This is a genomic window from Rhodococcus sp. MEB064 (assembly GCF_000834565.1).
Taxonomy (GTDB): domain Bacteria; phylum Actinomycetota; class Actinomycetes; order Mycobacteriales; family Mycobacteriaceae; genus Rhodococcoides.
The window spans coordinates 118052-140507 of the sequence record NZ_JXQS01000002.1; the positions used below are offsets into that span (position 1 = coordinate 118052).

The window sequence follows — 22456 nt, forward strand, 5'->3', positions numbered from 1 at the left end:
AGTGAACGGCAGGGAGTCGTCGGACTCACGTGAACCGGGCGCCCGACGACAGTCGGGCGCCCGGTCCCGTTCCGGAGAGCGGTCGAGGAAGCCCGCGGAGCAGCCGGGCGGCGGCACCGCCGTCCAAGCCAAGGATGCGGCGCTCCGGCTGCTCACCGATCGTGCGCGGAGCCGCGCCGAACTCGAGCAGCGTCTGACCGCGAAGGGTTTCACCGAGGACATCATCGCCTCGGTGCTCGACCGACTGACCGAGATCAGGCTGGTCGACGATCGCGACTTCGCGCATCAATGGGTGCAGTCACGGCACACGTATTCGGGACGCGGCAAGCAGGCGTTGCGCACCGAACTCCGAACCAAGGGAATCGAACCCGGTATCGCCGCCGAAGCGCTGGACACCATCGAGCCGGAGGACGAGCGTGAGCGCGCCCGCGACCTGGTGGTCAAGAAGCTGCGGGCTCCGGCTCTGCGGTCGAGTCTCGGCGACGACATCGAGGACCCGCGGGAACGCCGTGCACAGCGGGACAAGGTAGTTCGCAAGCTCGTGTCGATGTTGGCGCGCCGAGGCTTCGCCCAGGGAATGGCGTTCGAGGTGGTCAAGAACGAACTCGAGGCCCTCGGAAACGATTCCGAAGGCCTCGAGTACTAGAACGTCAGATCGTCGCGCCACCCATGGCGGCGCCCTGATCGACAGGTACCGGACTCTTCTTCGCCCGGCGTAGTCGCTTCTCGACCTTCGTGGCCAGGTAGGTCAACAACGAGTTCAGGATGATCATGATGATCGCGACGATGATCAGCGCCGGCAGGAAGTTGCCGTAGAAGGCACCGACCTGCTGTCCCGACCGGACCACCTCGACGTAGCCGATGATGTACCCGAGCGCGGAGTCCTTCAACGCCACCACCATCTGCGAGATGATCGCCGGCAACATCGCCGTGACCGCCTGTGGAAGCAGGATCATGCGCATGATCTGCCCCTTGCGCAGACCGATCGCCATGGCGGCCTCGGTCTGCCCCTTGGGCAGCGACTTGATGCCGGATCGCACGATCTCCGCGATCACGGAACCGTTGTAGAGCGTCAAGCCGGTCACCACTGCAGCCAGAGCGAGGTAGCGGGACTTGAACACCTGGTACTCGGCGAAGAACTGGTACAGGAAGATCATCAGGATCAGCACCGGGATGGCGCGGAACAACTCGACGAAGAATCCCGCGACCAGTCGCACCGGCCGGTGGTCGGACAGGCGAGCGATGCCCAGGACCGCGCCGAGGATCAGCGCGAACACGATGGACAGGAACGCGGCGATCAGCGTCCCCTGGATGCCGGGGATCAGATATGTCGTCCAGGTCGAGGACTCGGTGAAGGGGCTCCACTTCTCCGACGTCAACTGGCCCTTCTCGTCCAGCTTCGCGTAGATCACGTAGGCGACCAGCAACACCAGGACCGCTACCACCGCGGAAATGATGTGGTTGCGGACCTTCGCGCGTGGGCCGGGCGCGTCGTACAGAACGGTCGCGCGTTCGGCCGAGGCCACCTTCTTGGGGGGAGCCTCCGTACTCAGAGGTGCGTTCGCTGTGGTCATCGGGCAACCGCCAATCGCTTACCGAGGTAGCCGAAGAAAAGGCCGGTGGGGAAGGTCAGGATGACGAATCCGAGGGCGAAGATGCCGCCGACGACGAAGATCGCCGCCTCGTTCTCGATCATCTCCTTCATCAGGATCGCCGCTTCGAGCACGCCGATCGCCGCGGCGACCGTCGTGTTCTTCGTCAGAGCGATCAGCACGCTGCCGAGGGGTCCGATGACTGCCCGGAACGCCTGAGGCAGCACGATGAAGCGCAGGTTCTGCGAGAACGTCAGACCGAGCGACCGTCCGGCCTCCGCCTGGCCGACGTTCACGGTGTTGATGCCGGACCGCAGCGACTCGCACACGAACGAGGCCGTGTAGATGCTCAAGCCGAGGACGGCGAGTCGGAAGTTGTTGTCCGCCTGCCCCGTCGGCGACGCCTGATCCGCCAGCGAGATGCCGAGGGTCTGGTAGAGCCCGAACGCGCAGAACAGCAGGATCAGCGTGAGGGGGGTGTTGCGGAAGATGGTGACGTAGGTGGCACCGATCCATCGTGCGACGGGAACGGGGGAGACCCGCATCGCAGCGAGCAGGGTACCGAGGACGAGAGAACCGACGGCGGAGAGCACCGTCAGCTTGATCGTCATCCAGAACGCGTCGAGGAGGTCGGGCGCGTAGTCACTCAGTATGTCCACCGGTGACTCCTTCCGAGAGCGGTGACGAGTCGAACGGGCGGTTCACCGGTGTGAACCGCCCGTTCGGGTCTCGAGGAAAGAGAAGAGAATCAGTAGCGATCGACGGTCGGGGTTGCCGGCAGCGGGTAGCCGGACGGTCCGACGGTGTCCTCGAACGCCTTCTGCCACGAGCCGTCGTCGATCATGGCCTGGATGGCGTCGTTGATCTTGGTGCGCGTCTCGTCGTCGCCCTTGGCCAGGCCGATGCCGTAGCGCTCCTCGGTGAACGGCTCGCCGACCACCTTGAGCTCACCGGGGTACTGCGCTGCGTAACCGGCGAGAATGATGTCGTCGGTCGTGACAGCGTCGACAGCGCCGTTGCGCAGAGCCTCGACGCAGGCGGAGTAGGTGTCGAATTCCTGGAGCTGGACGTCCTGCGCGTACTGGTCCTTGACCTTCTGCGCGGGGGTGGATCCGGACACCGAGCACAGGCGCTTGCCGCCGCTGAGCGACTCGGGGCCGGTGATGTCGGTGTTGGCGTCGGCGACGAGGAGCGACTGTCCGGCGACGAAGTACGGTCCGGCGAAGTCCACCTTCTCCTTACGGGCATCGGTGATCGAGTAGGTCGCGACGACGTAGTCGACCTCGCCGTTCTCGATCAACGTCTCGCGCTGGGCGGACGGCGACTCCTTGAACGTGATGTTCTCGGGCGTCACGCCGAGCTTGCCGGCGACGTACTTGGCCACCTCGACGTCGAAGCCGGTGAACGAGCCGTCCGGGGTGCGCAGACCCAGACCCGGCTGATCGAACTTGATGCCGACGGTCAGCTTGCCGCTCTCGGCGCTGGACGATGCGCTGGTGGCCTCGTCGCCACCACACGCGGTGGCGGCGAAGGCGAGCGCGAGTGCGGCGACGCCGACACGGGCGGTACGGGTGATTCTCATCGAGATCCTCCAGAAGTTGTGACGAGCGGGTGGGAGATCAGTGACTCAGGATCTTGCCGAGGAAGTCCTTGGCGCGATCGGACTTCGGTGTGGTGAAAAAGGTTTCGGGATCGGTGTCCTCGACGATCTGACCGTCGGCCATGAAGATGACACGGTCGCCGGCACGGCGGGCGAAGCCCATCTCGTGGGTCACCACGACCATGGTCATTCCCTCCTTGGCCAGCGAGGTCATGACGTCGAGCACCTCGTTGACCATCTCGGGGTCGAGGGCGGACGTCGGCTCGTCGAAGAGCATGACCTTGGGGTTCATCGCGAGGGCACGAGCGATGGCGACGCGCTGCTGCTGGCCGCCGGAGAGCTGTGCGGGGTACTTGTCCGCCTGGTTGGCGATGCCGACGCGCTCGAGCAGACGCTGCGCGGTCTTCTCGGCCTCGTCCTTCTTCATCTTGCGGACCTTCGTCGGTCCGAGCATGACGTTCTCTCGAATCGTCTTGTGCGCGAAGAGGTTGAAGGACTGGAACACCATTCCGACGTCGGCACGCAACGCGGCGAGCGACTTGCCCTCGGAGGGGAGGGCCTTGCCGTCGACCTCGATGGTGCCCTCGTCGACGGGCTCGAGCCGGTTGATGGTGCGGCACAACGTCGATTTACCCGACCCGGAGGGGCCGAGGACGATGACGACCTGGCCGCTGGGAACGTCGAGTTCGATGTCCTTGAGGACGTGCAGATCACCGAAGTGCTTCTGCACGCCGTGCATCGCGATCATGGGGGCAGACGATGCTGTGGACGAGCGATGTTCGCGCTCGCCGTCAGGGTGGGTCATGGCGATGACCCTAGAGGTAGTTTCCACCGCCATCGTTCGTTTCGGTCGCGGGACCGCAGATATGTAATGGAAACTTTACTCGGACCGCTCGGTCGGGCCAGGTGAGCTGCCGCCGTACCCTGGAGGTCGTGGACACGATCGACCTCGTTACTCGGCGCACCTACGACGTGCGCACCTACGGCTGCCAGATGAACGTGCACGACTCCGAACGACTGTCCGGGCTCCTGGAGGAAGCGGGCTACTCGAAGGCTCCCTCCGGTACGGCGCCCGATCTCGTCGTCTTCAACACGTGCGCCGTGCGCGAGAACGCGGACAACAAGCTCTACGGCAACCTCGGTCAGCTGCGGCCCGCCAAGGACGACAACCCGGACATGCAGATCGCTGTGGGTGGATGCCTCGCGCAGAAGGACCGCGACACGGTGGTGAAGAAGGCGCCGTGGGTGGATGTCGTGTTCGGCACGCACAACATCGGCTCCCTCCCGGCACTGCTGGATCGGGCGCGACACAACCAGCGCGCCGAGGTCGAGATCCTGGAGTCGCTCGAGGCGTTCCCGTCGACGCTCCCGGCGAAGCGCGACTCCGCCTACTCGGGGTGGGTGTCCATCTCCGTGGGGTGCAACAACACGTGCACGTTCTGCATCGTGCCCGCGCTGCGCGGTAAGGAGGTGGACCGCCGGCCGGGCGACATCCTCGCCGAGGTGCAGGCGCTGGTCGACGAGGGCGTCCTCGAGGTGACCCTCCTCGGCCAGAACGTCAACGCCTACGGGGCGTCGTTCGCCGATCCGGAGCAGCCGCGTGACCGCGGAGCTTTCGCCTCTCTGCTGCGTGCGTGCGGAGAGATCGACGGGCTCGAACGCGTCCGCTTCACCTCGCCGCACCCGGCCGAGTTCACCGACGACGTGATCGAGGCCATGGCGTCGACACACAACGTCTGCCCGACGCTGCACATGCCGCTGCAGTCGGGTTCCGATCGCATTCTTCGGGCGATGAAGCGCTCGTACCGCAAAGAGAAGTTCCTCGGCATCATCGAGCGTGTCCGCACCGCGATTCCGCACGCGTCGCTCACCACCGACATCATCGTCGGCTTCCCCGGCGAGACCGAAGAGGATTTCCAGGAGACCCTGGATGTGGTGCGCCGCGCCCGCTTCAGCAGCGCGTACACGTTCCAGTACTCCAAGCGTCCCGGAACCCCCGCCGCCGACATGGCCGATCAGGTGCCCAAAGCCGTCGTGCAGGAACGCTACGAGCGGCTCGCCGCTCTGCAGGAGGAGATCTCCCACGAGGAGAACCGCCGCGTCGTGGGCACCGAGGTGGAACTGCTCGTCGCCGACGGCGCCGGCCGGAAGAATGCGGCCACCGAGCGCATGAGCGGTCGGACCCGCGACGGTCGGCTCGTCCATTTCCTCCCGACCGGAGCCGTCGACAGGTCGATCCGGCCCGGAGACATCGTCGTCGCGACCGTGACCGACGCCAAGCCGTACCACCTCGTGGCGGATGTACCCGTGCGTGTCCACCGCCGCACCACGGCGGGAGATCGCCACGAAGCGGGCACCATGCCCAAGACAGCACCGGTCGGAGTCGGGTTGGGGTTGCCGTCCATCGGCGCGCCCGCGGCCGAGCCGGTCACGACGATGGGATGTTCACTGTGAGTACCGATCCGACAGTCGGGTCCGATACGGCCGCCGCGGAGAAGAAGATCTCCGGGCGCATCGATCCCGGCGTCCGCGCGGTCGTCGTGGCCGTCGTCGTGCTGTTGCTGCTGCTGTCCTTCGCCTTGCCTCACACCGGCGCCGCGAACGCGTGGGACGTACTCGTCCACGACGACGACGCGGTCGCCGAGTCGGTGGCGCTGCCCTCTCGCATCTTCGTGTGGCTGACCCTGGTCTTCGCGGTCGGCTTCTCCGCTCTGGCGCTGGTCACGCAGCGATGGGCGCTGGCCTGGGTAGCGCTCTACGGTTCGGGAGTCGCCACGGTGCTCGGTGTTCTCGCCATCTGGTCACGGCAGACGGTGCCGGCCACGGTGGTCGGTGCGGGACCGGGAATCGGCCTGGTGCTGGGCTGGCTGCTCGTCATCGTGCTCGCGTTCCACTGGTTCAAGGTGGTGTGGAACCGGTCCAACGCTCAGTGGGCTGCTGCGGCTGCGCGACGTGACGCCGCCGTCATGGACGACGCGCGGCGCGAGAACGTGCTGGACACGTCCCGGCGCCCCGCCGACTGATCGTCCGTCAGAGTTCGCCGAGTGCGCCCTCTGCGGCGTCCGCCCATTCCTGCCACTGGCGAGCCTGGGCGCGAGCCTTCTCGGCGTCCTTCGCCTTGCCCGCTGCCTCCGCCTTCTGGGCCTGCTCCTCGAACTGCGCCACGCGCTCCTTGAACTGAGCTGCGCGGGCCATCGCCTCGGGATCGGTGCGCCGCCATTCCGAGTCCGCGGCGTCGCGCACACGCTTCTCGATCGCCCGCAGCTTGCCCTCGAGGTCGTGCATCTTATCGCGCGGGACCTTGCCGATGGCGTCCCACTTGTCCTGCAGGGTGCGCAGAGCGGCCTTCGCGGCGTCCATGTCCTTGGCCGGATCGATGTGCCCGGACTCCGCGAGCAACCGCTCCTTCGCCTCGGCGTTGGCCTCGAATTCGGCGTTCTGCTCGGACTGAGCTGCGTTGCGCGCAGCGAAGAAGACATCCTGTGCGCCCTTGAACTTCTGCCACAGCGTGTCGTCGGCGTCGCGCGGCGCACGTCCGGCCGCCTTCCACTCCGTCAACAGATCGCGGAACACCTGCGCCGTACCCACCCAGTCGGTGGACGACGACAACTCCTCGGCCTTGGCGACGAGTTCTTCCTTGCGCACCTTCGCGGAGCCACGCTCGCGATCGAGATCCGCGAAGTGCGCACCGCGACGGCGATTGAACGCCTCGCGGGCCTTCGAGTATCTCTTCCACAGGACGTCGTCGACCTTGCGGTCGACGCCGCGGATGGTCTTCCACTCCTCGAGGATCAGGCGCAGCCGATCTCCGGCGGCCTTCCACTGCGTGGACTCGTTGCCGATCGTCTCGGCCTCCGCCGCGAGAGCCTCCTTGCGCGCGGTCGACTCGGTGCGCTCGGTGTCCTTGCGCTTGCGGTGCTCCACCGCGACGAGGTCCGCGTGCTCGATGACTGCCTGCAGCCGAGCCGCCAAGGCATCGATGTCGCCGATCACCGCGGCCGTGGGCAACGTCTCGGCCAACGACACCGCGGCCGACTTCGTCTTCTTGGCATCGCCCGCGCCGGACGTGAGCCGCGCTTCGAGCAGAGCTACCTCGGTGGCGAGGTCGTCGTATCGCCGACCGAAGTGAGCGAGGCCCTCCGCGGCGTCGCCGGCCTGCCACGACCCGACGGTGCGCTCGCCGTCCGCGGTGCGGACCCACGCCGAGCCGTCCTCGTCGACGCGACCCCACTTGGCGGGGTCCGTCACGACGGGGGTGACGACGGGATGCGGCGCGTGGTGTGCGGGCACGTGAGGAGTGGGGTGAGACGGAGAAGACTCGGTGCCGGAGGACCCGGGGCCCGACGAGTCCGCTGCCGGTTCGGTGCGGGGCGTCGCGGGTCGGGGTGCACCACCGGGGCGTGGTCCCGGTCGCGGGCCGGGCCTGGGCGCGGCCGACGGTGTGGCGCCCGTGGTGTCGGACGTCGCGGGCTCGGGTGAATTCGTGTCGGTCATGGTGTTCTCCGTCTCTGCCGCGCGTCACGGCTGCCTGGTACGCATGTCATCGGATGGCCGGCGAAGACCTCCGACGAGGTCGGCGGCGTGTCGACTCGCCCCCATTCAACCCCCTCGACGCCGGGACGACCATCGAAACACTGTCGACGGCGACAAAACGGCCGCCCGAGACCGGTCGACTACCGTGGCGTCCGTGCTGTCCGCCGTTGCCGTCGTCCCCTCGACTCCACTGTTGTCCGAGGCCCTCGCGGGCGCTGCGAGCGCCGAACTCGCCGATCTCCGCGCGGAGGTGCAAGCTGCCGGCGACGAGCTCCGGCGCGCATCGCAGACGTGGATCGCCGTCGGATCGGCCGCGGAGTCGTCGGTGGTGGATGCGTCGTCCGTCGGAACGTACGTCGGTTTCGGTGTGGACGTGGTGGTCTCGCTGTCGCCGGCGCAGGGCGAGCCGGATCGGTCGATGGAGCTCGCTGGCCTCACCGTGGGACTGGTGCGCGGTCGGTGCGCTCCGGATCTGTCCGTCCCGACGTACCTCGTCGCGGTCGATGCGGACGCAGAGGAGTGCGCTCGCGTTGCGGCATCGGTCCGCGCGGCGATCGACGAGACACCGGGTCCGGTGGGCCTGCTGGTGATCGCCGACGGCTCGACGATGTTGACGGACAAGGCCCCCGGTGCTTTCGACGACCGTGCCGAGGGCCTGCAACGCGTGATCGACGACGCCGTGGCGACAGCGGACACCGCTGCGCTGCGAGCTCTCGATGTCGAGCTGTGCCGCGAGCTGGGAGTGGCAGGACGAGCAGCGTTGCAGGTCGCGGCCGCCGTCGTCGGGTCCACCTCCGCGACGGCCCGCACGCTCTATCGTGATGCGCCCTACGGCGTCGGCTACCACGTCGCGGTGTGGGTTCCGTGACGACGCCTGTCGCGGTGATCGGCCCGACGGCGACGGGCAAGTCGGCGCTGGCGCTCGATCTCGCCGAGCAGCTGGGCGGACAGATCGTCAATGTCGATGCGATGCAACAGTATCGGGGTATGGACATCGGTACGGCCAAGACTCCCGTCGCGGAGCGGCGAGGGATCCCGCACCACCTCCTCGACGTCCTGTCGGTCACCGAGACCGCGACGGTGGCGGGGTACCAGGACGCCGCCGTGAGCCGGATCGAGGATCTGCTCTCGCGCGGCATCGTGCCGGTGATCGTCGGCGGTTCGATGATGTACGTGCAGGCCCTGGTGGATCAGTGGCAGTTCCCGGCAACGGATGCAACGCTCCGAGCGTCCCTCGAGGAGCGGCTCGCCGCCGAGGGTGTGACCGCCCTGCACGACGCGCTCGCACTCGTCGATCCTGCTGCGGCATCGTCCATCCTCCCGACGGACGGTCGGCGGATCGTGCGGGCGCTGGAGGTGGTCGAGCTGACCGGGCAGCCCTTCGCCGCGTCGGCACCCGTCATCGGTGCGCCGCCGCGGTGGGGCACGGTTCTGCTCGGGATCGACCGCGAGACCGAGGAATTGGACGCACGTATCGCTCGACGCACCGACGAGATGTTCGCCGAGGGATTCGTGGCGGAGGTGGAATCGCTGGTGGACTCCGGTCTCCGCGAGGGTGTGACGGCTCGCCGCGCGATCGGCTACTCCCAGATACTGGACCTCCTGGACGGCGCGATCGACATCGATCGGGCACGCGAACTGACGTTCGTCGGTACCCGACGTTATGTTCGGCGCCAACGGTCCTGGTTCCATCGGGACCCGCGCATCACGTGGTTGCGCGGAGGCGACGCCGATCTGCTCGGCGCGGCACTGGGGCACATCGGAAGGTCGGGGAATGCATGAGTGACTCGGTGGTCATGTCGCGTGGAGCACGGTTCCAGCAGTGGCAGTCCTACCTCGTGACACGGAGCAAGCGGTCCAAGGCAGGGGTCTTCCTCGTGCAGGGAGTGCGCCCAATCACCGTGGCGGTCGAGCAGGACTGGCCGCTGGAATCTGTGATGTACCGATCGGGCGGGTCGTTGTCGGCGTGGGCGACCGCGACCGTGGACACGTGCCGCGCCGCCGGTGCGGATGCCGTCGCCGTGGCTCCCGAACTCATGGCCGAGTTGGGGGAGCGGCCGGACCAGCCGCCCGAGGTGCTCCTCGTCGCGCACTCCCGGCTCGAGGACCTCGCCCGGTGGACACCCGACGGTGACGCTCCCGTCGTCGTGGCGTTCGACAGACCGTCGTCACCCGGCAACCTCGGCACCCTGATCAGATCGTCCGACGCGTTCTCCGCGGCAGGAGTGCTGGTCAGCGGCCACGCGGCGGATCCGTTCGATCCCGTCTGCGTCCGCGCGACCACAGGATCACTGTTCGCGATGCCCGTCGCGTCGGTCCAGAGTCCGGACGAGGTGCTCGCCTTCGTCCGACGTCTCCGCGACGGGGGCACCCCGATGACCGTCGTCGGGACGGACGAGAGCGGTGAGGTCGCGATCGACGAACACGACTTCACCGGAGGCACCGTTCTGGTGGTCGGGAACGAGACGCGCGGGATGAGTGCCGCATGGCGCGACGCGTGCGACGTCGTGGTGTCCATCCCCATCGGTGGGTCGGCGAGTTCGCTCGGCGCGCCGTCCGCCGGTGCGGTGGGCCTGTACGAGATCGCCCGGCAGCGCCTTCGGCGCTGACCTGATGGGAGACTGGACGCATGCAGTTCACCAAGGGACACGGGACGCAGAACGACTTCGTCGTGCTGCCGGACCCGGATGCGCTCCTCGATCTGACCGTTCGTCGTGTCGCGACACTGTGTGACCGTCGTGCGGGCATCGGAGCGGACGGTGTCCTCCGGGTCGCACGCAGCGGCGCGTTGGTCGAGCGCGGAATCCTCGATGCGCTGCCCGACGGTGTCTCGTCCGACGACTGGTTCATGGACTACCGCAACGGCGACGGATCGATCGCGGAGATGTGCGGCAACGGTGTGCGGGTCTTCTCGCACTACGTGCGCTCATCGGGTCTGGTCACCTCCGACCGGTTCGTGGTGGGTTCGCGAGCCGGCGGGAAGCCGGCGGTCGTGCATTCCCACGACGCCACCGACGCCGAGGTGACGGTCGAGATGGGCGCCGTGCGGGTGTTCGAGTCCTCGGAGGCCGTCGTGGGCGAGCGGACGTTCACGGGCCTGGGAGTCGACGTCGGGAACCCCCACCTGGTCTGTGTGTCCGCGGACCTGGAGGGCGACGCGCTCGGATCGCTGGATCTGAGCCGTCAGCCCGGTTTCGACGAAGCCGTCTACCCGCACGGTGTGAACATCGAGTTCGTCACCGTCCCGAAGGACGGCCACGTGACCATGCGAGTCCACGAGCGAGGCGTCGGAGAGACCCGGTCGTGCGGGACCGGAATAGTCGCCGCAGCGGTGGCGGCCCTGCGCCACGACGGGTCGGGCGACGGAGAGCTGACCGTGCATGTCCCCGGGGGGACGGTGTCGGTGCGCGTCTCGGACGGAGCGGCGTGGATGCGCGGTCCGTCGGTTCTGGTGGCCTCGGGGGAGATTTCCGACGCCTGGTGGGTAGGCCTCGAAGAATGACAGTGCGCAACGGGGGTTTTTCGTGGATCATGGATCTCGTATGACGACAACGAATGCATCGGCCCCGAAGTCCGACACGACAGCGGCCGACACGACAGAACCCCATTCCGAGCACGACGCCGAGTGGTCCACCGGCGACATGCAGCTCGACGACCGCAGCGCGCTCAGACGCGTAGCAGGTCTCTCCACCGAACTCACCGACGTCACCGAGGTCGAATACCGTCAGCTGCGCCTCGAGCGCGTCGTGCTGGTCGGTGTGTGGACCAGCGGTTCCGCCGAAGAGGCGGAGTCGAGCATGACCGAACTCGCAGCACTGGCCGAGACCGCAGGGTCCGAGGTGCTCGAGGGACTCGTCCAGCGACGCGACCGCCCCGATGCGTCCACCTACATCGGTTCGGGCAAAGCGAAGGAACTGCGCGAGGTAGTCATCGCTACCGGCGCCGACACCGTCGTGTGCGACGGTGAACTGACTCCTGCACAGCTGACGGCGCTGGAGAAGATCGTCAAGGTCAAGGTCATCGACCGGACTGCGCTGATCCTCGACATCTTCGCTCAGCACGCGTCGTCCCGTGAGGGCAAGGCGCAGGTCGCCCTCGCCCAGATGGAATACATGCTTCCCCGACTCCGAGGCTGGGGTGAGTCGATGTCCCGCCAGGCGGGTGGTCGCGCCGGCAGCAACGGCGGCGTGGGTCTGCGTGGTCCCGGTGAGACGAAGATCGAGACCGACCGACGACGCATCCGTGAGCGCATGGCCAAACTGCGTCGGGAGATCCGCGGCATGAAGCAGGCTCGCGACACCAAGCGCGAGCGTCGGCTGACCAGCAACGTGCCGTCCATTGCCATCGTGGGGTACACGAACGCGGGCAAGTCCTCGCTGCTGAACTCGCTCACCGGGTCCGGTGTACTGGTGCAGAACGCGCTCTTCGCCACCCTCGATCCGACCACTCGCAAGGCGACCCTGGAGGACGGACGCGAGTGTGTCCTCACCGACACCGTCGGATTCGTGCGGCATCTGCCGACGCAACTGGTCGAAGCGTTCCGGTCGACCTTGGAAGAGGTCACCGACGCCGACCTGCTGCTCCACGTCGTCGACGGTTCCGATCCGCTGCCGGTGGGTCAGATCGAAGCGGTGCGGGAGGTGATCGTCTCCGTCGTGCGCGAGCAGAACACGGTCGCCCCCGAGGAGCTGATCGTGGTCAACAAGATCGACGCCGCGGATCCGGTGACGCTCACTCAGCTGCGCGGGCTGCTTCCCGGCGCGGTGTTCGTGTCGGCGAAGACCGGTGAGGGCATCGAGGAGCTGCGTACACGTCTCGGTGAGCTGGTGCGTCCGCCCGAGGTCTCGGTCAGCGTGCTGGTCCCGTACGACCGGGGTGACCTGGTGTCGCGGATCCACGCGGACGGCCGCATCGCGAGCACGACCCACGAGGACGGAGGCACACGCATCGATGCAACCGTGCCGACGGCTCTGGCGTCGCAGCTCACGAGCTTCGCGTACAGCGCTTGACGCCCCGCGTCGTCCCCGTCCTGTGCGCGGCGGCCGTGACGCTGCTCGTGGCGTCCCCGGCCGCGGCGCAGACGGATGACGGCGGCGCCGAGCAGTACTGCCGCCCCACCGATCCGGGGCTGTCGGAGCTGTCCGGTCTGACCGTTCTCGACGGGTCGCTGTACGGCATCGGCGACAGCGGCGCGGACGACCGCGTCGCCCGAATGGATGCCGAGTGCGCTGTGGCGCAGTGGCTTCCAAACCCTGTCGATCCGTACGACGTGGAGGATCTCTCCTCCCACGACGGGTCGCTGTGGCTGGCCGACATCGGCGACAACGACCGACGTCGTGACGCTGTGGCGTTGACGCGCATGGATCCGGCGCAGGGCGGTGCGGGTGAACTCCACCGCCTGACGTATCCGGACGGGGCGCACGACGCCGAAGCGTTGCTCATCGGTGGCGACGGCCGACCCGTCGTCGTCACCAAGGACGGTCTCGGTACCGGCGGTGTCTACACCACGGACACGCAGGTGTCGGATCTCGCAAGTCCCGGCCCCACCCCCTTGCGACGCGTCGCGGACTTCGCCCCGGCCGCCACCACCAGCCCCGGCGGCCCGCCGCTTCTCGACGGCAGTCGACTGGTGACAGGTGGCGCCGTGAGTTCCGACGGGACGGTCGCCGCGGTGCGTACCTACACCGATCTGTACCTGTGGCCGGTGTCCGACGGCGATGTCGCACAGGCTCTGTCGACAGCACCGTCGTCCGTGACCGCGCTCGCGCCGCAGCCGCAGGGTGAGGCGCTTGCGTTCACCGAGGACGGCGACCTGCTGCTGGGCTCGGAGCAGGGTGTCGACACGGCAGCGGCGCTGCCCGCGGTGCTCGTCGTCAGGGACGCGGTGTCCCTGGCCGGAACCGCAACGTCTACCTCCGACTCAGAGCAGATGTCGACGGACGCTCCCGCCGAACCCACCGGGTCCATCCTGATCCCGTTGATCGCCGCTGCCGCGTCGGTAGGTGTCGTCGTGCTGGTCACGGCCCTGCTGGTACGTCGCCTCTTCCGGTCCCGCTGACAGCAGTCGAGCCCCACTCCGAGTTCGGAGCGGGGCTCGACTGCTGTGTCGGTGAGGTCAGGCGTCCAGATCCGAGGCGACGAGGCCCGCGATCTTGTCCAACGTCGCCTGGTCGTCACTGGTTATCGTCACCTCGGTGCCCTTGGTGGCTCCGAGCGTCATGATCATGAGTGCCGATCCTCCGTCGACGGCCTCTTCGCCGTCGACCTCGAGGGTGACGTCGACACCGGAATCGGCGACTGCTTCGGCGATGACGGCGGCGGGGCGAGCGTGCAGGCCGATGGCGGATCCGACTGCGACCGTGGTGCTGGGCATCGTGGTGATCTCCTTCTTCGTCTGGTGAGTGCTGCTGTCGATAGTGCCAGCTGCGAGGGTGCTGACGTGGGTGTCAGGCTGCGACGGCGACCGGTTCGTCGATGATCTCGGCGGGCTTCTTGCCGGCGAACTGCTTGGCCGCGGTGATCAGGGCCGCGGAGACCATGGTGCCGATCGCCAGAGCCAACAGGAACAGGAAGAAGTTGTTCATCGCGAAGAACACCAGCAGTCCGCCGTGGGGCGCGCTGAGCGTGGTGCCGAAGGACATGATCAGTGCGCCGGTCACGGCGCCGCCGGCCATCATCGAGGGGATGACGCGCAGCGGGTCGGTCGCGGCGAACGGGATCGCACCTTCGGAGATGAACGCAGCTCCGAGAAGCCATGCGGCCTTACCGTTCTCGCGCTCGGCCTCGCTGTAGAGCTTCGGACGCAGGGTGGACGACAGAGCCATGGCGAGCGGGGGAACCATGCCGGCAGCCATGACGGCGGCCATGATGCGCAGCGATGCCTCGTTGTCGACGCTGAGGCCGGCGGTGGCGAAGGCGTAGGCGGCCTTGTTCACCGGTCCACCGAGGTCGAAGCACATCATGAGACCCAGGATGATGCCCAGGATGATGACCGACGAGCCCGAGAGACCGTTGAGGAAGTTCGTCAGGCCGGTAGTGATGGCGGCGAGCGGGCGACCCAGCACGAGGAACATCAGACCGCCGACGACGAGGGTCGCTCCCAGCGGGATGATGACGACGGGCATCAGACCACGCAGCCACGGCGGCACCGCGATCCGGCTGATCCAGAGTGCGACGAAGCCGGCGATGAGACCACCGACGAGGCCACCGATGAAGCCGGCGCCGACGAACAGGGCCACCGCACCGGCAGTGAAGCCGGGGGCGATACCGGGACGGTCCGCGATGGCGAAGGCGATGTAGCCGGACAGGGCCGGGACGAGGAAGCCGAAGGCCAAGCCGCCGAGCTGGAACAGCACCGCGCCGATGAAGATGCGGAGTCCGCCGTCGGGCAGGTTGGTCAGGCTGTTGTTGGTCATGATGTCCTCGGCGACACCCTTGATCTCGTATCCACCGAGAAGGAAGCCGAGGGCGATGAGGAGTCCGCCGGCCGCGACGAACGGAATCATGTAGCTGACACCGGTCAGGAGGATCTGACGCAACCGGGTGCCCCAGCCGAGTCCACCGGCAGCGGCGGCAGCCGACGCTCCCGGTGCGGTGCCCGAGACACGTGCGGCATTCGGGTCACCACCGGCGCGCAGAGCTTCGGCGACCATCTTGTCGGGCTCGTTGATCGCGCGCTTGACGCCGGATTCGATGACGGGCTTGCCCGCGAAACGCTCGCGACCCTTCACGCCCACGTCGGTGGCGAAGATGACGGCCTCGGCGGAGGCGATGAGTGCCGGGTCCAGAGCAGTGGAGCCGCTCGAGCCCTGCGTCTCGACGTGCACGGTGACGCCCGCACGATCGCCGGCGTCCTTGAGGGAGTCGGCAGCCATGTAGGTGTGGGCGATGCCGGTGGGGCATGCGGTGATCGCGACGATGTGCTTGGCAGCGTCCGCCGTGGCGGTCGGAGCGGGAGGCGCGGTCTTCGTGGTGGTGGTGACGGGGGCAGCGGCCTTCGGGGCTTTCGGGGCCAGGACGCCCTCGACCAGTGCGACGACGTCGGCGGGGGTGGCGGCTTCGCGCAACGACGTCACGAACGCCGGCTTGACCAGGGCGCGTGCCAACGAGGACAGCAGCTTCATGTGTTCCGCGCCCGCGCCGTCCGGTGCGGCGATGAGGAAGACGAGGTCCGCGTCGCCGTCGGGTGCGCCGAACTCCACCTTCGGGTTCAGTCGGGCGAAGCCCAGTGATGCCGTGGTGACGGCCGCGGACCGGCAGTGCGGGATCGCGATGCCGCCGGGCAGGCCGGTGGCCGACTGCGCCTCGCGAGCCATCGCGGCATCGCGCAGGGCGTCGGCATCGGATGCGCGGCCCGCGTCGGTGAGGACGCGAGCGAGACGGGCGATGACGTCGTCCTTCGTCGAGCCGAGATCGGCGTCGAGCAGGATGAGGTCCTCGGCGATGATGCCGGGCTTCGCATCGGAAGCCGTGGTGGGACTGGACATGTCGTTTCCTCTGGGAGTGGAGTGGAGCTGGGGGATCAGGACTGGGGTACGGCGGGTGACGAGTCGAGGGTGTGGACGGGAACGGCGGTGATGTCGACGTCGGACGGTGTCGGCAACCGGGTCCCGGGTAGGGCCGCGGCTGCGGATCCGTAGGCGACGGCCCGGGCGAGTCGACCGGCACCGTCCTCGCCGTCGAGATCGGCCAGGATGTATCCGGCCAACGACGAGTCGCCCGCGCCGACGGTGCTTCGCGGGGTGATCGGGGGAGGGGTGGCGAACCACGACCCTGTCGCGGTGACCAGGACGGCCCCGGACCCACCGAGTGTCGCCAGGACGGCAGCCACTCCGCGGTCGACGAGGACGCGCGCGGCCTCGACGGTGGGGTAAGGGTCACCGTGTGCGGCACTGGCTTCGAGCATGGCGCCGTCGTGGCCGGTGAGGTGCGCGAGTTCTTCCGCGTTCGGCTTGATCAGATCGGGTGCTGTCGCCGGGAAGCCGGCGGCGAGCGCGGTGAGGGGATCGTCGGAGGTGTCCACGGCAACCTTCGCCGACACCTCGCGCAGCGCGGTGACCAGGCGGCCGTACCAGGTTGCGTCGACTCCCGGCGGAATCGAGCCCGACAGGACCACCCAGTCCGCACGCTGCGCCAGATCGAGTACCGACGCCATGAGCGCGTCGACGGTTTCGGGAGCAAGGCCGGCGCCGGGCTCGTTGATCTTGGTCGTCGTGCCGTCGGGCTCGCTGATGGTCAGGTTGGTGCGTGCGATACCCGAGGTGGGCACCGCGTGGTAGCGCACGCCCAGGATGCCGAGCGCCCCGAGCAGCGGATCGGTCCCGCTGCACGGCAGCACTGCGGTGGCGGTGCGGCCGGCGGAGGTGACGACACGTGCGACGTTGACGCCCTTGCCTCCCGGCTCGGTCGTCGTGGTGGCGCTGCGGTGCACGGAGCCGCGCACGAGCGGAGCGTCGAGAGTGACCGTGCGGTCCATGCTGGGGTTGGCCGTCAGGGTGAGGATCATGCGACCACCACCTCCAATCCGTGTTGCTGCAGACGGGTGCAGTCGGTGTCGGTGATGCCGTCGTCGGTGACGAGGACGTCCACACAGTCCAGTGCGGCGAAGGACATGAAGAACTGGAGGCCGATCTTGGCCGAGTCGGTGACGACGACGACACGATCCGCGGACCCGACCATCGCGCGCTTGACGGCGGCCTCGTCGGTGTCGGGGGTGGAGAGGCCGTGCGCGACGCTGATCGCGTTGGTGCCCATGAAGGCGACGTCGACGCGAACGGTTCCGAGGACGCGGAGTGTGTCCTCGCCGACGGTGGCCTGGGTGACGCCGCGGACCCGACCACCGAGCAGGTGCAGGTCCAGCGAGGGCACCGCGGCGAGCCGGGTCGCGATGGGCAGCGAATTGGTGACGACGGTCAGGTCCGAGTCGACAGGGATCAGCGCGGCCAGGCGGCCCGTCGTGGTGCCCGCGTCGAGGGCGATGGACCCACCCGCGGGCGGAAGGAACGCGACGGCTGCAGCAGCGATGCGGTCCTTCTCCCTGGTGCGGGTGTGCTCGCGCTCGGCCATACCGGGCTCGACGGCGGTGACCGACGTGGCGGGAACTGCGCCCCCGTGGACGCGGCGTACGACCCCCATGCGGTCGAGCGAGGCCAGGTCGCGACGCACCGTCTCGGTGGTCACCCCGAAGGTGTCGGCCAGGTCGGCAACGGAGACGCGGCCGCGTTGACCGATGAGGCCGGCGATGGCGTTCTGGCGTTCCTCTGCGTACATCGTGTTCACCGCCCCTCCGTCCGATCCGTTGTTTCACTGTTGGTTTATGTTGTTTTACGCCCGTCTCTGTTGACATGTCAAGAGGTTCGAGTAATCTGAATCACAGAAGTTGTCGCGGGAGACGCGACACACAGCGGTCGGCGAGACGCCCCCGCACCCACTCGGTAGCAGGAGGAACCAGATGACGGGATCGGTCACCGTGAACGACGCACAGCCGACGGCGCACGTGCAGGGAACGCCGGTCGTGCCCGGGGTCGGATACGGGCCCGTCGTCCGCCCGGCACCGCGACCCTCGCGGCCCGACACGGCTACCGAGATCGCCGAGGACGCACGCGACGCGGAGAAGGAGCGCTTCCGTGCCGCGGCAGCCGAGGTCGGCCGACGCCTGCAGGCTCGCGCTGCGCTGGCGACAGGATCGGCCTCCGAGGTACTCGCCGCCAACGCCGCGATGGCCGAGGACCGCGGGTGGATCGGCGCCGGCGTCAAAGCCATCGGCAAGGGCTCGGACGCCGCCTTCGCCGCCGTGACCGCGACGGATCAGTTCGTCGCCATGTTCGCCAAGCTCGGTGGCCGGATGGCCGAGCGCATCACCGACCTCATGGACATCTGCGACCGCGTCATCGCCGAACTGTCCGACCTCCCCGAGCCGGGCATCCCCACCCCGTCCCAGCCGTCCGTGCTCCTGGCGGACGACCTGGCGCCCGCCGACACCGCAGGCCTCGACGCATCTCTCGTCGTCGGACTGGCGACCTCGCTCGGCGGCCCCACCAGCCACACCGCGATCATCGCCCGCCAGCTCGGTATTCCGTGCATCGTCGCGGCGACCGGCCTCGACGACGTCGCCGTCGGAACGCTCGTCATGGTCGACGGCACCACCGGGCGCATCGACATCGAGCCCGATCCGTCGACAGCGCGTGCCGCCGTACAGGATTCGTCCGTGCACCTCGCCGAGGTCGCCGGCTGGAGCGGTCCCGGACAGACCTCCGACGGCCACCGCGTCGACATCCTCGCGAACGTGCAGGACGGCGCTGGAGCACGAGCGGCTCGGTCCACCGCCGCCGACGGTGTGGGCCTGTTCCGCACCGAGCTCAGCTTCCTCGACCGCGACGTCGAGCCCACCGTCGACGAGCAGGCCTCCATCTACGCCGAGGTACTCGACGCCTTCGACGGATCGAAAGTGGTCGTCCGCACGCTCGACGCCGGTTCCGACAAGCCGCTGCGCTTCGCGAACCACGCCGACGAGGCCAACCCGGCGCTCGGCGTCCGCGGCATCCGGATCGCCGAGGGCAACCGCGGCATCCTGCATCGCCAACTCGACGCCATCGCGGCCGCCGCGGCGTCGACGGCGTCCTCCCCGTGGGTGATGGCCCCGATGATCGCCACGTCCGCCGAGGCGCAGGCCTTCGCCGCCGACGTGCGCGAGCGCGGACTCACTCCCGGCGTCATGATCGAGGTCCCCGCCGCAGCGCTACTCGCGGACCGCATCCTCGATCACGTCGACTTCCTGTCCATCGGCACCAACGACCTCGCGCAGTACACGATGGCAGCCGACCGGATGTCCGCCGATCTCGCGGCGCTGACCGACCCGTGGCAGCCCGCTGTTCTCACGCTGGTCGCGCACGCAGCGAAAGCCGGTGCAGCAGTGAACAAGCCCGTCGGGGTCTGCGGTGAGGCCGCAGCCGACCCGCTTCTCGCCTGCGTCCTCGTCGGCTTCGGGGTCACCTCGCTCTCGGCAGCGTCGGCCGCCGTCGCCGGTGTCGGTGCGAAGCTCGGCACGGTCACCCTCGATCAGTGCCGCGCCGCGGCCGAGGCCGTTCTGTCCACCTCGAGCCCCGCCGAAGCACGTCAGATCGCGTCCAGCCTGCTCGGGTGACGAGGCCCGACCCCCTTCGACCGGCCTCCGGCCTTCCCGCGTGACATCATTTCCGCCGTGACGACAACTCGATCCAGGCAGTTCTTCCCTCGCTGGTCCGTGCACGGCGACGGTCGCACCGTGGCACCCGACGCCGTGGTCGCACCGGACGAGCGGTTGTCCTGGCCGCGCACGGTGGGGATCGGGATGCAGCACGTCGTCGCGATGTTCGGCGCCACGCTGCTGGTTCCCACCATCACCGGGTTCCCGGTCACGACGACGCTGTTCTTCTCCGGACTCGGCACTGCCCTGTTCCTCCTGATCACGCGCGGCCGGCTGCCCAGCTACCTCGGGTCGTCGTTCGCCTTCATCGCACCGCTCGCCGCCACGGCGGGCGACGGTGCTGCCGTGCAACTCGGCGCCGTTCTCGTGGTCGGCGTCGCGCTGGCCGCCGTGGGCGTCGTCGTCAAGATCGCGGGCAGCGCAGCACTCGACGCCGTGATGCCTCCGTTGGTGACCGGCGCCATCGTCGCGCTGATCGGCTTCAACCTCGCGTCCACCGCCACGACGTCGTACGAAGCTCAGCCGCTGGTGGCCACCGTGACGCTGGTCGTCGTCTTGTTGGTGACCGTCGCGGTTCCGGGGCTCATCGGGCGGCTCGGCATCCTCGTCGGCGTCGTCGTGGGGTGGGTGTTCGGCGCAGTCACCGGCGCCGTGGACCCCCTGCGGATGGATGCCCTGCGCGAGGCGTCGTGGTTCGGTGCTCCCGAGTTCACCGGACCCACCTTCCAACTCTCGGCCATCCTGGTCGCGTTGCCCGTCGTCGTGGTGCTGGTCGCCGAGAACGTCGGACACGTCAAGGCCGTCGCCGCGATGACCGGCAAGCCTCTCGACGACGTCGCCGGTGACGCCCTGATCGCGGACGGTGTCGCCACGGCGCTCGCCGGAGCAGGTGGCGGATCCGGCACCACGACCTACGCGGAGAACATCGGCGTGATGGCCGCGACGCGCGTGTACTCGACCGCCGCCTACTGGGTTGCGGCGATCACCGCGCTGGTCCTGGCGTTCTCGCCGAAGTTCGGCGCCCTCATCTTCACCGTCCCCAGCGGAGTCATCGGGGGTGCGACACTGGTGCTGTACGGCTTGATCGGCCTTCTCGGCGTCCGCATCTGGCAGGAGGCGGGCATCGACTTCACCAAGCCCGTCAACCTCATGGTCGCGGCTGCGGCACTGGTCGCCGGTGTCGGTGACCTGACCCTCACGATCGGGTCCGTCGAACTCGGCGGAATCGTGTGGGGCTCGCTCGGCATCCTCGTCGCCTACCCGTTGCTGCGCGTGCTGTCGGAGCGCCGACGAGACTGATCGGTCCGTGAGACGCTGAGGTGGTGAGTCACCCGCCGCTGGAGCCCATGCGCCCCGTCAGTGTGGCGCCCGAAGAGTGGCAGTCCGTGCCGGCGTGGAAGACACTGCTGGTCCTCGCAGTGTCTGCCTCGGCAGCCGCCTCGACGCTCGCGCTCCCCAACACTGCTGCTCGTGCGACGGTTGCGGTCGTTGCCCTGATCGTTGCCGTGGTTCTCGCCGTTGCGTCGACGAGGCAGACGGTGAGGGAGAGCGGTGACCAGCGCATCTCCTGGTTGCGCGGGCCTGCAGTGCGTCGCCGTGACGTCGATCTGCTGCAAAGCTGCAGTGGATCTGCTCTGTTCGTCGGAGCCTTGGCGCCGAATGCCGTTCCGGGTTGGTACTGGTGGTTGACCGCGGCGCTCGTCGTCTGGATTCTGCCGCCTCTCGTCCTGCAGGCCGGCCACAACCGTCGGATCTAGGCTGCCTTCGTGCCGCACACCCTCGTCTCGTCCCGACCCGTCGACGCCGAGACGGTGATCGAGCGGAGCCGGTTCCTCGCCCGCGTGGTCGCCGTCCGCACGGAGTCCGCGGCGCTCGAGGTGGTCGCCGCGGTGACTGCAGAGTTCCCCGACGCCGGCCACCACTGCTGGGCCTTCGTCGTCGGCGCAGATCAGGAACACCGCCGTCAGCGCGCATCGGACGACGGTGAACCCGGTGGCACGGCGGGCGTTCCCATGCTCGGCGTGCTGACCGGCCGCGATCTCGTCGATGTGGTGGCTGTCGTCAGCCGCTGGTTCGGGGGCGTCAAGCTGGGGGCAGGTGGCTTGGTGCGCGCGTACTCGGGTGCGGTGAGTGCGGCGCTCGACCGTGCGGAGGTGGGCGAGCTCGCGCGTGTCGACGTTCTCGAGATGGCCTTGTCCCATGCGGATGCCGGTCGGGTGGAGGGCGTTCTGCGCGTGCACGGATTCGTCGTCGACGACGTCGCCTACGGGTCCGACGTGCGCCTCCGGGTGATCGGGGACGGTGACCGGCTCGACGGTGTCCTCGCGTCGGCGACCAGCGGCGGTGTCGTCGCCGAGCGCGTCGGGCACCGGTGGGTGCTCGGGTTCTGAGGCGGCTGGGTGCGCTGAGCCGCGGATACCGCGGCTCACCGCACCGAACTCCGCCCGGCGGCGGCACCGCAGTCACCGAACGTGCTCGCACTGGTCATCGACCCAGCGTGCACTCGGGTTCTACTCTCGAGTGAGATCCGCCGTACGCCTAACGAGG

Annotated in this window: 22 protein-coding genes; 13 read left to right on the forward strand and 9 right to left on the reverse strand. The window is 68.4% G+C overall.

The genetic code is table 11. The features are described from left to right. The first annotated feature begins 1 nt into the window (after position 1). On the forward strand, positions 2-646 hold the full coding sequence (locus RU01_RS00915; protein ID WP_042572607.1) for a regulatory protein RecX: 645 nt from the start codon (positions 2-4) through the stop codon (positions 644-646). Between the two features lie 4 nt (positions 647-650). On the opposite strand, the gene RU01_RS00920 is transcribed toward RU01_RS00915, so the two are convergent. From RU01_RS00920 to gluA, 4 genes are all read right to left on the reverse strand, one after another. Further along, positions 651-1574: an amino acid ABC transporter permease gene (locus RU01_RS00920; protein ID WP_082042786.1), complete on the reverse strand. Its 924-nt coding sequence runs from the start codon at positions 1572-1574 to the stop codon at positions 651-653. Next, positions 1571-2251, reverse strand: a complete 681-nt coding sequence (locus RU01_RS00925; protein WP_042572608.1) for an amino acid ABC transporter permease — start codon at positions 2249-2251, stop codon at positions 1571-1573. The genes RU01_RS00920 and RU01_RS00925 overlap by 4 nt, the downstream gene beginning before the upstream one ends. 89 nt (positions 2252-2340) lie before the next feature. Continuing rightward, positions 2341-3174, reverse strand: coding sequence for a glutamate ABC transporter substrate-binding protein (locus tag RU01_RS00930; protein WP_042572609.1), 834 nt, complete (start codon positions 3172-3174; stop codon positions 2341-2343). 37 nt (positions 3175-3211) lie between these two features. Next, a complete protein-coding gene (gene gluA / locus RU01_RS00935) occupies positions 3212-3940 on the reverse strand; it encodes a glutamate ABC transporter ATP-binding protein GluA (protein ID WP_027505130.1) in 729 nt (242 codons plus the stop codon). Between the two features lie 185 nt (positions 3941-4125). Between gluA and miaB the strand changes: the two genes are divergently transcribed. Beyond that, positions 4126-5646 carry a tRNA (N6-isopentenyl adenosine(37)-C2)-methylthiotransferase MiaB gene (gene miaB / locus RU01_RS00940; protein ID WP_042572721.1) on the forward strand — a complete coding sequence of 507 codons (1521 nt, stop codon included), beginning with the start codon at positions 4126-4128 and terminating at the stop codon, positions 5644-5646. Further along, complete coding sequence (locus tag RU01_RS00945) at positions 5634-6215, forward strand: Rv2732c family membrane protein (RefSeq protein ID WP_042572610.1); 582 nt, start codon at positions 5634-5636, stop codon at positions 6213-6215. The genes miaB and RU01_RS00945 overlap by 13 nt, the downstream gene beginning before the upstream one ends. A 7-nt stretch (positions 6216-6222) precedes the next feature. On the opposite strand, the gene RU01_RS00950 is transcribed toward RU01_RS00945, so the two are convergent. Continuing rightward, a complete protein-coding gene (locus tag RU01_RS00950; protein ID WP_042572611.1) occupies positions 6223-7686 on the reverse strand; it encodes a DUF349 domain-containing protein in 1464 nt (487 codons plus the stop codon). 193 nt (positions 7687-7879) lie between these two features. Between RU01_RS00950 and RU01_RS00955 the strand changes: the two genes are divergently transcribed. Genes RU01_RS00955 through RU01_RS00980 form a run of 6 tightly spaced genes read left to right on the forward strand, consistent with a single transcriptional unit; the run spans position 7880 to position 13783 of the window. Then, complete coding sequence (locus tag RU01_RS00955; RefSeq protein WP_042572722.1) at positions 7880-8593, forward strand: hypothetical protein; 714 nt, start codon at positions 7880-7882, stop codon at positions 8591-8593. Beyond that, on the forward strand, positions 8590-9507 hold the full coding sequence (gene miaA, locus RU01_RS00960; protein ID WP_156148729.1) for a tRNA (adenosine(37)-N6)-dimethylallyltransferase MiaA: 918 nt from the start codon (positions 8590-8592) through the stop codon (positions 9505-9507). Before RU01_RS00955 ends, miaA begins: the two co-directional genes overlap by 4 nt. Beyond that, positions 9504-10334, forward strand: a complete 831-nt coding sequence (locus RU01_RS00965; RefSeq protein ID WP_042572613.1) for a TrmH family RNA methyltransferase — start codon at positions 9504-9506, stop codon at positions 10332-10334. The genes miaA and RU01_RS00965 overlap by 4 nt, the downstream gene beginning before the upstream one ends. 20 nt (positions 10335-10354) lie before the next feature. Continuing rightward, positions 10355-11227 (forward strand): diaminopimelate epimerase, encoded by an 873-nt coding sequence (gene dapF / locus RU01_RS00970; protein ID WP_042572614.1) that lies wholly within the window; start codon positions 10355-10357, stop codon positions 11225-11227. A 40-nt stretch (positions 11228-11267) separates the two neighbouring features. Further along, a complete protein-coding gene (gene hflX / locus RU01_RS00975) occupies positions 11268-12734 on the forward strand; it encodes a GTPase HflX (protein WP_042572615.1) in 1467 nt (488 codons plus the stop codon). Continuing rightward, positions 12731-13783 carry a hypothetical protein gene (locus RU01_RS00980; protein ID WP_052493057.1) on the forward strand — a complete coding sequence of 351 codons (1053 nt, stop codon included), beginning with the start codon at positions 12731-12733 and terminating at the stop codon, positions 13781-13783. Before hflX ends, RU01_RS00980 begins: the two co-directional genes overlap by 4 nt. 57 nt (positions 13784-13840) lie before the next feature. On the opposite strand, the gene RU01_RS00985 is transcribed toward RU01_RS00980, so the two are convergent. The 4 genes from RU01_RS00985 to RU01_RS01000 form a co-directional block, all read right to left on the reverse strand. Further along, on the reverse strand, positions 13841-14098 hold the full coding sequence (locus RU01_RS00985) for an HPr family phosphocarrier protein (RefSeq protein WP_042572616.1): 258 nt from the start codon (positions 14096-14098) through the stop codon (positions 13841-13843). Positions 14099-14171: 73 nt separating this feature from the next. After that, entirely contained in the window at positions 14172-16211 is a 2040-nt protein-coding gene (locus RU01_RS00990) for a PTS fructose transporter subunit IIABC (protein WP_042572617.1), read from the reverse strand. A gap of 35 nt (positions 16212-16246) precedes the next feature. Continuing rightward, positions 16247-17230, reverse strand: coding sequence for a 1-phosphofructokinase family hexose kinase (locus RU01_RS00995; RefSeq protein WP_042572618.1), 984 nt, complete (start codon positions 17228-17230; stop codon positions 16247-16249). Then, the gene (locus RU01_RS01000) at positions 17227-17994 is read right to left on the reverse strand and encodes a DeoR/GlpR family DNA-binding transcription regulator (RefSeq protein ID WP_042572724.1); all 768 of its coding nucleotides are present in this window, start codon (positions 17992-17994) and stop codon (positions 17227-17229) included. Before RU01_RS01000 ends, RU01_RS00995 begins: the two co-directional genes overlap by 4 nt. A 181-nt stretch (positions 17995-18175) precedes the next feature. On the opposite strand from RU01_RS01000, the gene RU01_RS01005 reads away from it, so the two are divergent. From RU01_RS01005 to RU01_RS01020, 4 genes are read left to right on the forward strand one after another with little or no spacing between them, the layout of a single operon-like run. Then, complete coding sequence (locus RU01_RS01005; RefSeq protein ID WP_042572619.1) at positions 18176-19867, forward strand: phosphoenolpyruvate--protein phosphotransferase; 1692 nt, start codon at positions 18176-18178, stop codon at positions 19865-19867. Between the two features lie 57 nt (positions 19868-19924). Then, entirely contained in the window at positions 19925-21208 is a 1284-nt protein-coding gene (locus tag RU01_RS01010; protein WP_042572620.1) for a uracil-xanthine permease family protein, read from the forward strand. Between the two features lie 23 nt (positions 21209-21231). Further along, positions 21232-21666: a hypothetical protein gene (locus RU01_RS01015; RefSeq protein WP_156148730.1), complete on the forward strand. Its 435-nt coding sequence runs from the start codon at positions 21232-21234 to the stop codon at positions 21664-21666. 9 nt (positions 21667-21675) lie between these two features. Next, a complete protein-coding gene (locus RU01_RS01020; protein WP_042572622.1) occupies positions 21676-22299 on the forward strand; it encodes an IMPACT family protein in 624 nt (207 codons plus the stop codon). Positions 22300-22456 lie beyond the last annotated feature (157 nt).

Excerpts from the sequence above, each read along its gene's own strand:
- RU01_RS01005 (WP_042572619.1), top strand. The coding sequence starts at position 18,176 with ATGACGGGATCGGTCACCGTGAACGACGCACAGCCGACGGCGCACGTG.
- RU01_RS00945 (WP_042572610.1), top strand. The coding sequence starts at position 5,634 with ATGTTCACTGTGAGTACCGATCCGACAGTCGGGTCCGATACGGCCGCC.
- gluA (WP_027505130.1), bottom strand. The coding sequence starts at position 3,940 with ATGATCGCGATGCACGGCGTGCAGAAGCACTTCGGTGATCTGCACGTC.
- RU01_RS00965 (WP_042572613.1), top strand. The coding sequence starts at position 9,504 with ATGAGTGACTCGGTGGTCATGTCGCGTGGAGCACGGTTCCAGCAGTGG.
- hflX (WP_042572615.1), top strand. The coding sequence starts at position 11,268 with ATGACGACAACGAATGCATCGGCCCCGAAGTCCGACACGACAGCGGCC.
- RU01_RS01000 (WP_042572724.1), bottom strand. The coding sequence starts at position 17,994 with ATGTACGCAGAGGAACGCCAGAACGCCATCGCCGGCCTCATCGGTCAA.
- RU01_RS00985 (WP_042572616.1), bottom strand. The coding sequence starts at position 14,098 with ATGCCCAGCACCACGGTCGCAGTCGGATCCGCCATCGGCCTGCACGCT.
- RU01_RS00950 (WP_042572611.1), bottom strand. The coding sequence starts at position 7,686 with ATGACCGACACGAATTCACCCGAGCCCGCGACGTCCGACACCACGGGC.
- RU01_RS00995 (WP_042572618.1), bottom strand. The coding sequence starts at position 17,230 with ATGATCCTCACCCTGACGGCCAACCCCAGCATGGACCGCACGGTCACT.
- dapF (WP_042572614.1), top strand. The coding sequence starts at position 10,355 with ATGCAGTTCACCAAGGGACACGGGACGCAGAACGACTTCGTCGTGCTG.
- RU01_RS00990 (WP_042572617.1), bottom strand. The coding sequence starts at position 16,211 with ATGTCCAGTCCCACCACGGCTTCCGATGCGAAGCCCGGCATCATCGCC.
- RU01_RS00920 (WP_082042786.1), bottom strand. The coding sequence starts at position 1,574 with ATGACCACAGCGAACGCACCTCTGAGTACGGAGGCTCCCCCCAAGAAG.
- RU01_RS00930 (WP_042572609.1), bottom strand. The coding sequence starts at position 3,174 with ATGAGAATCACCCGTACCGCCCGTGTCGGCGTCGCCGCACTCGCGCTC.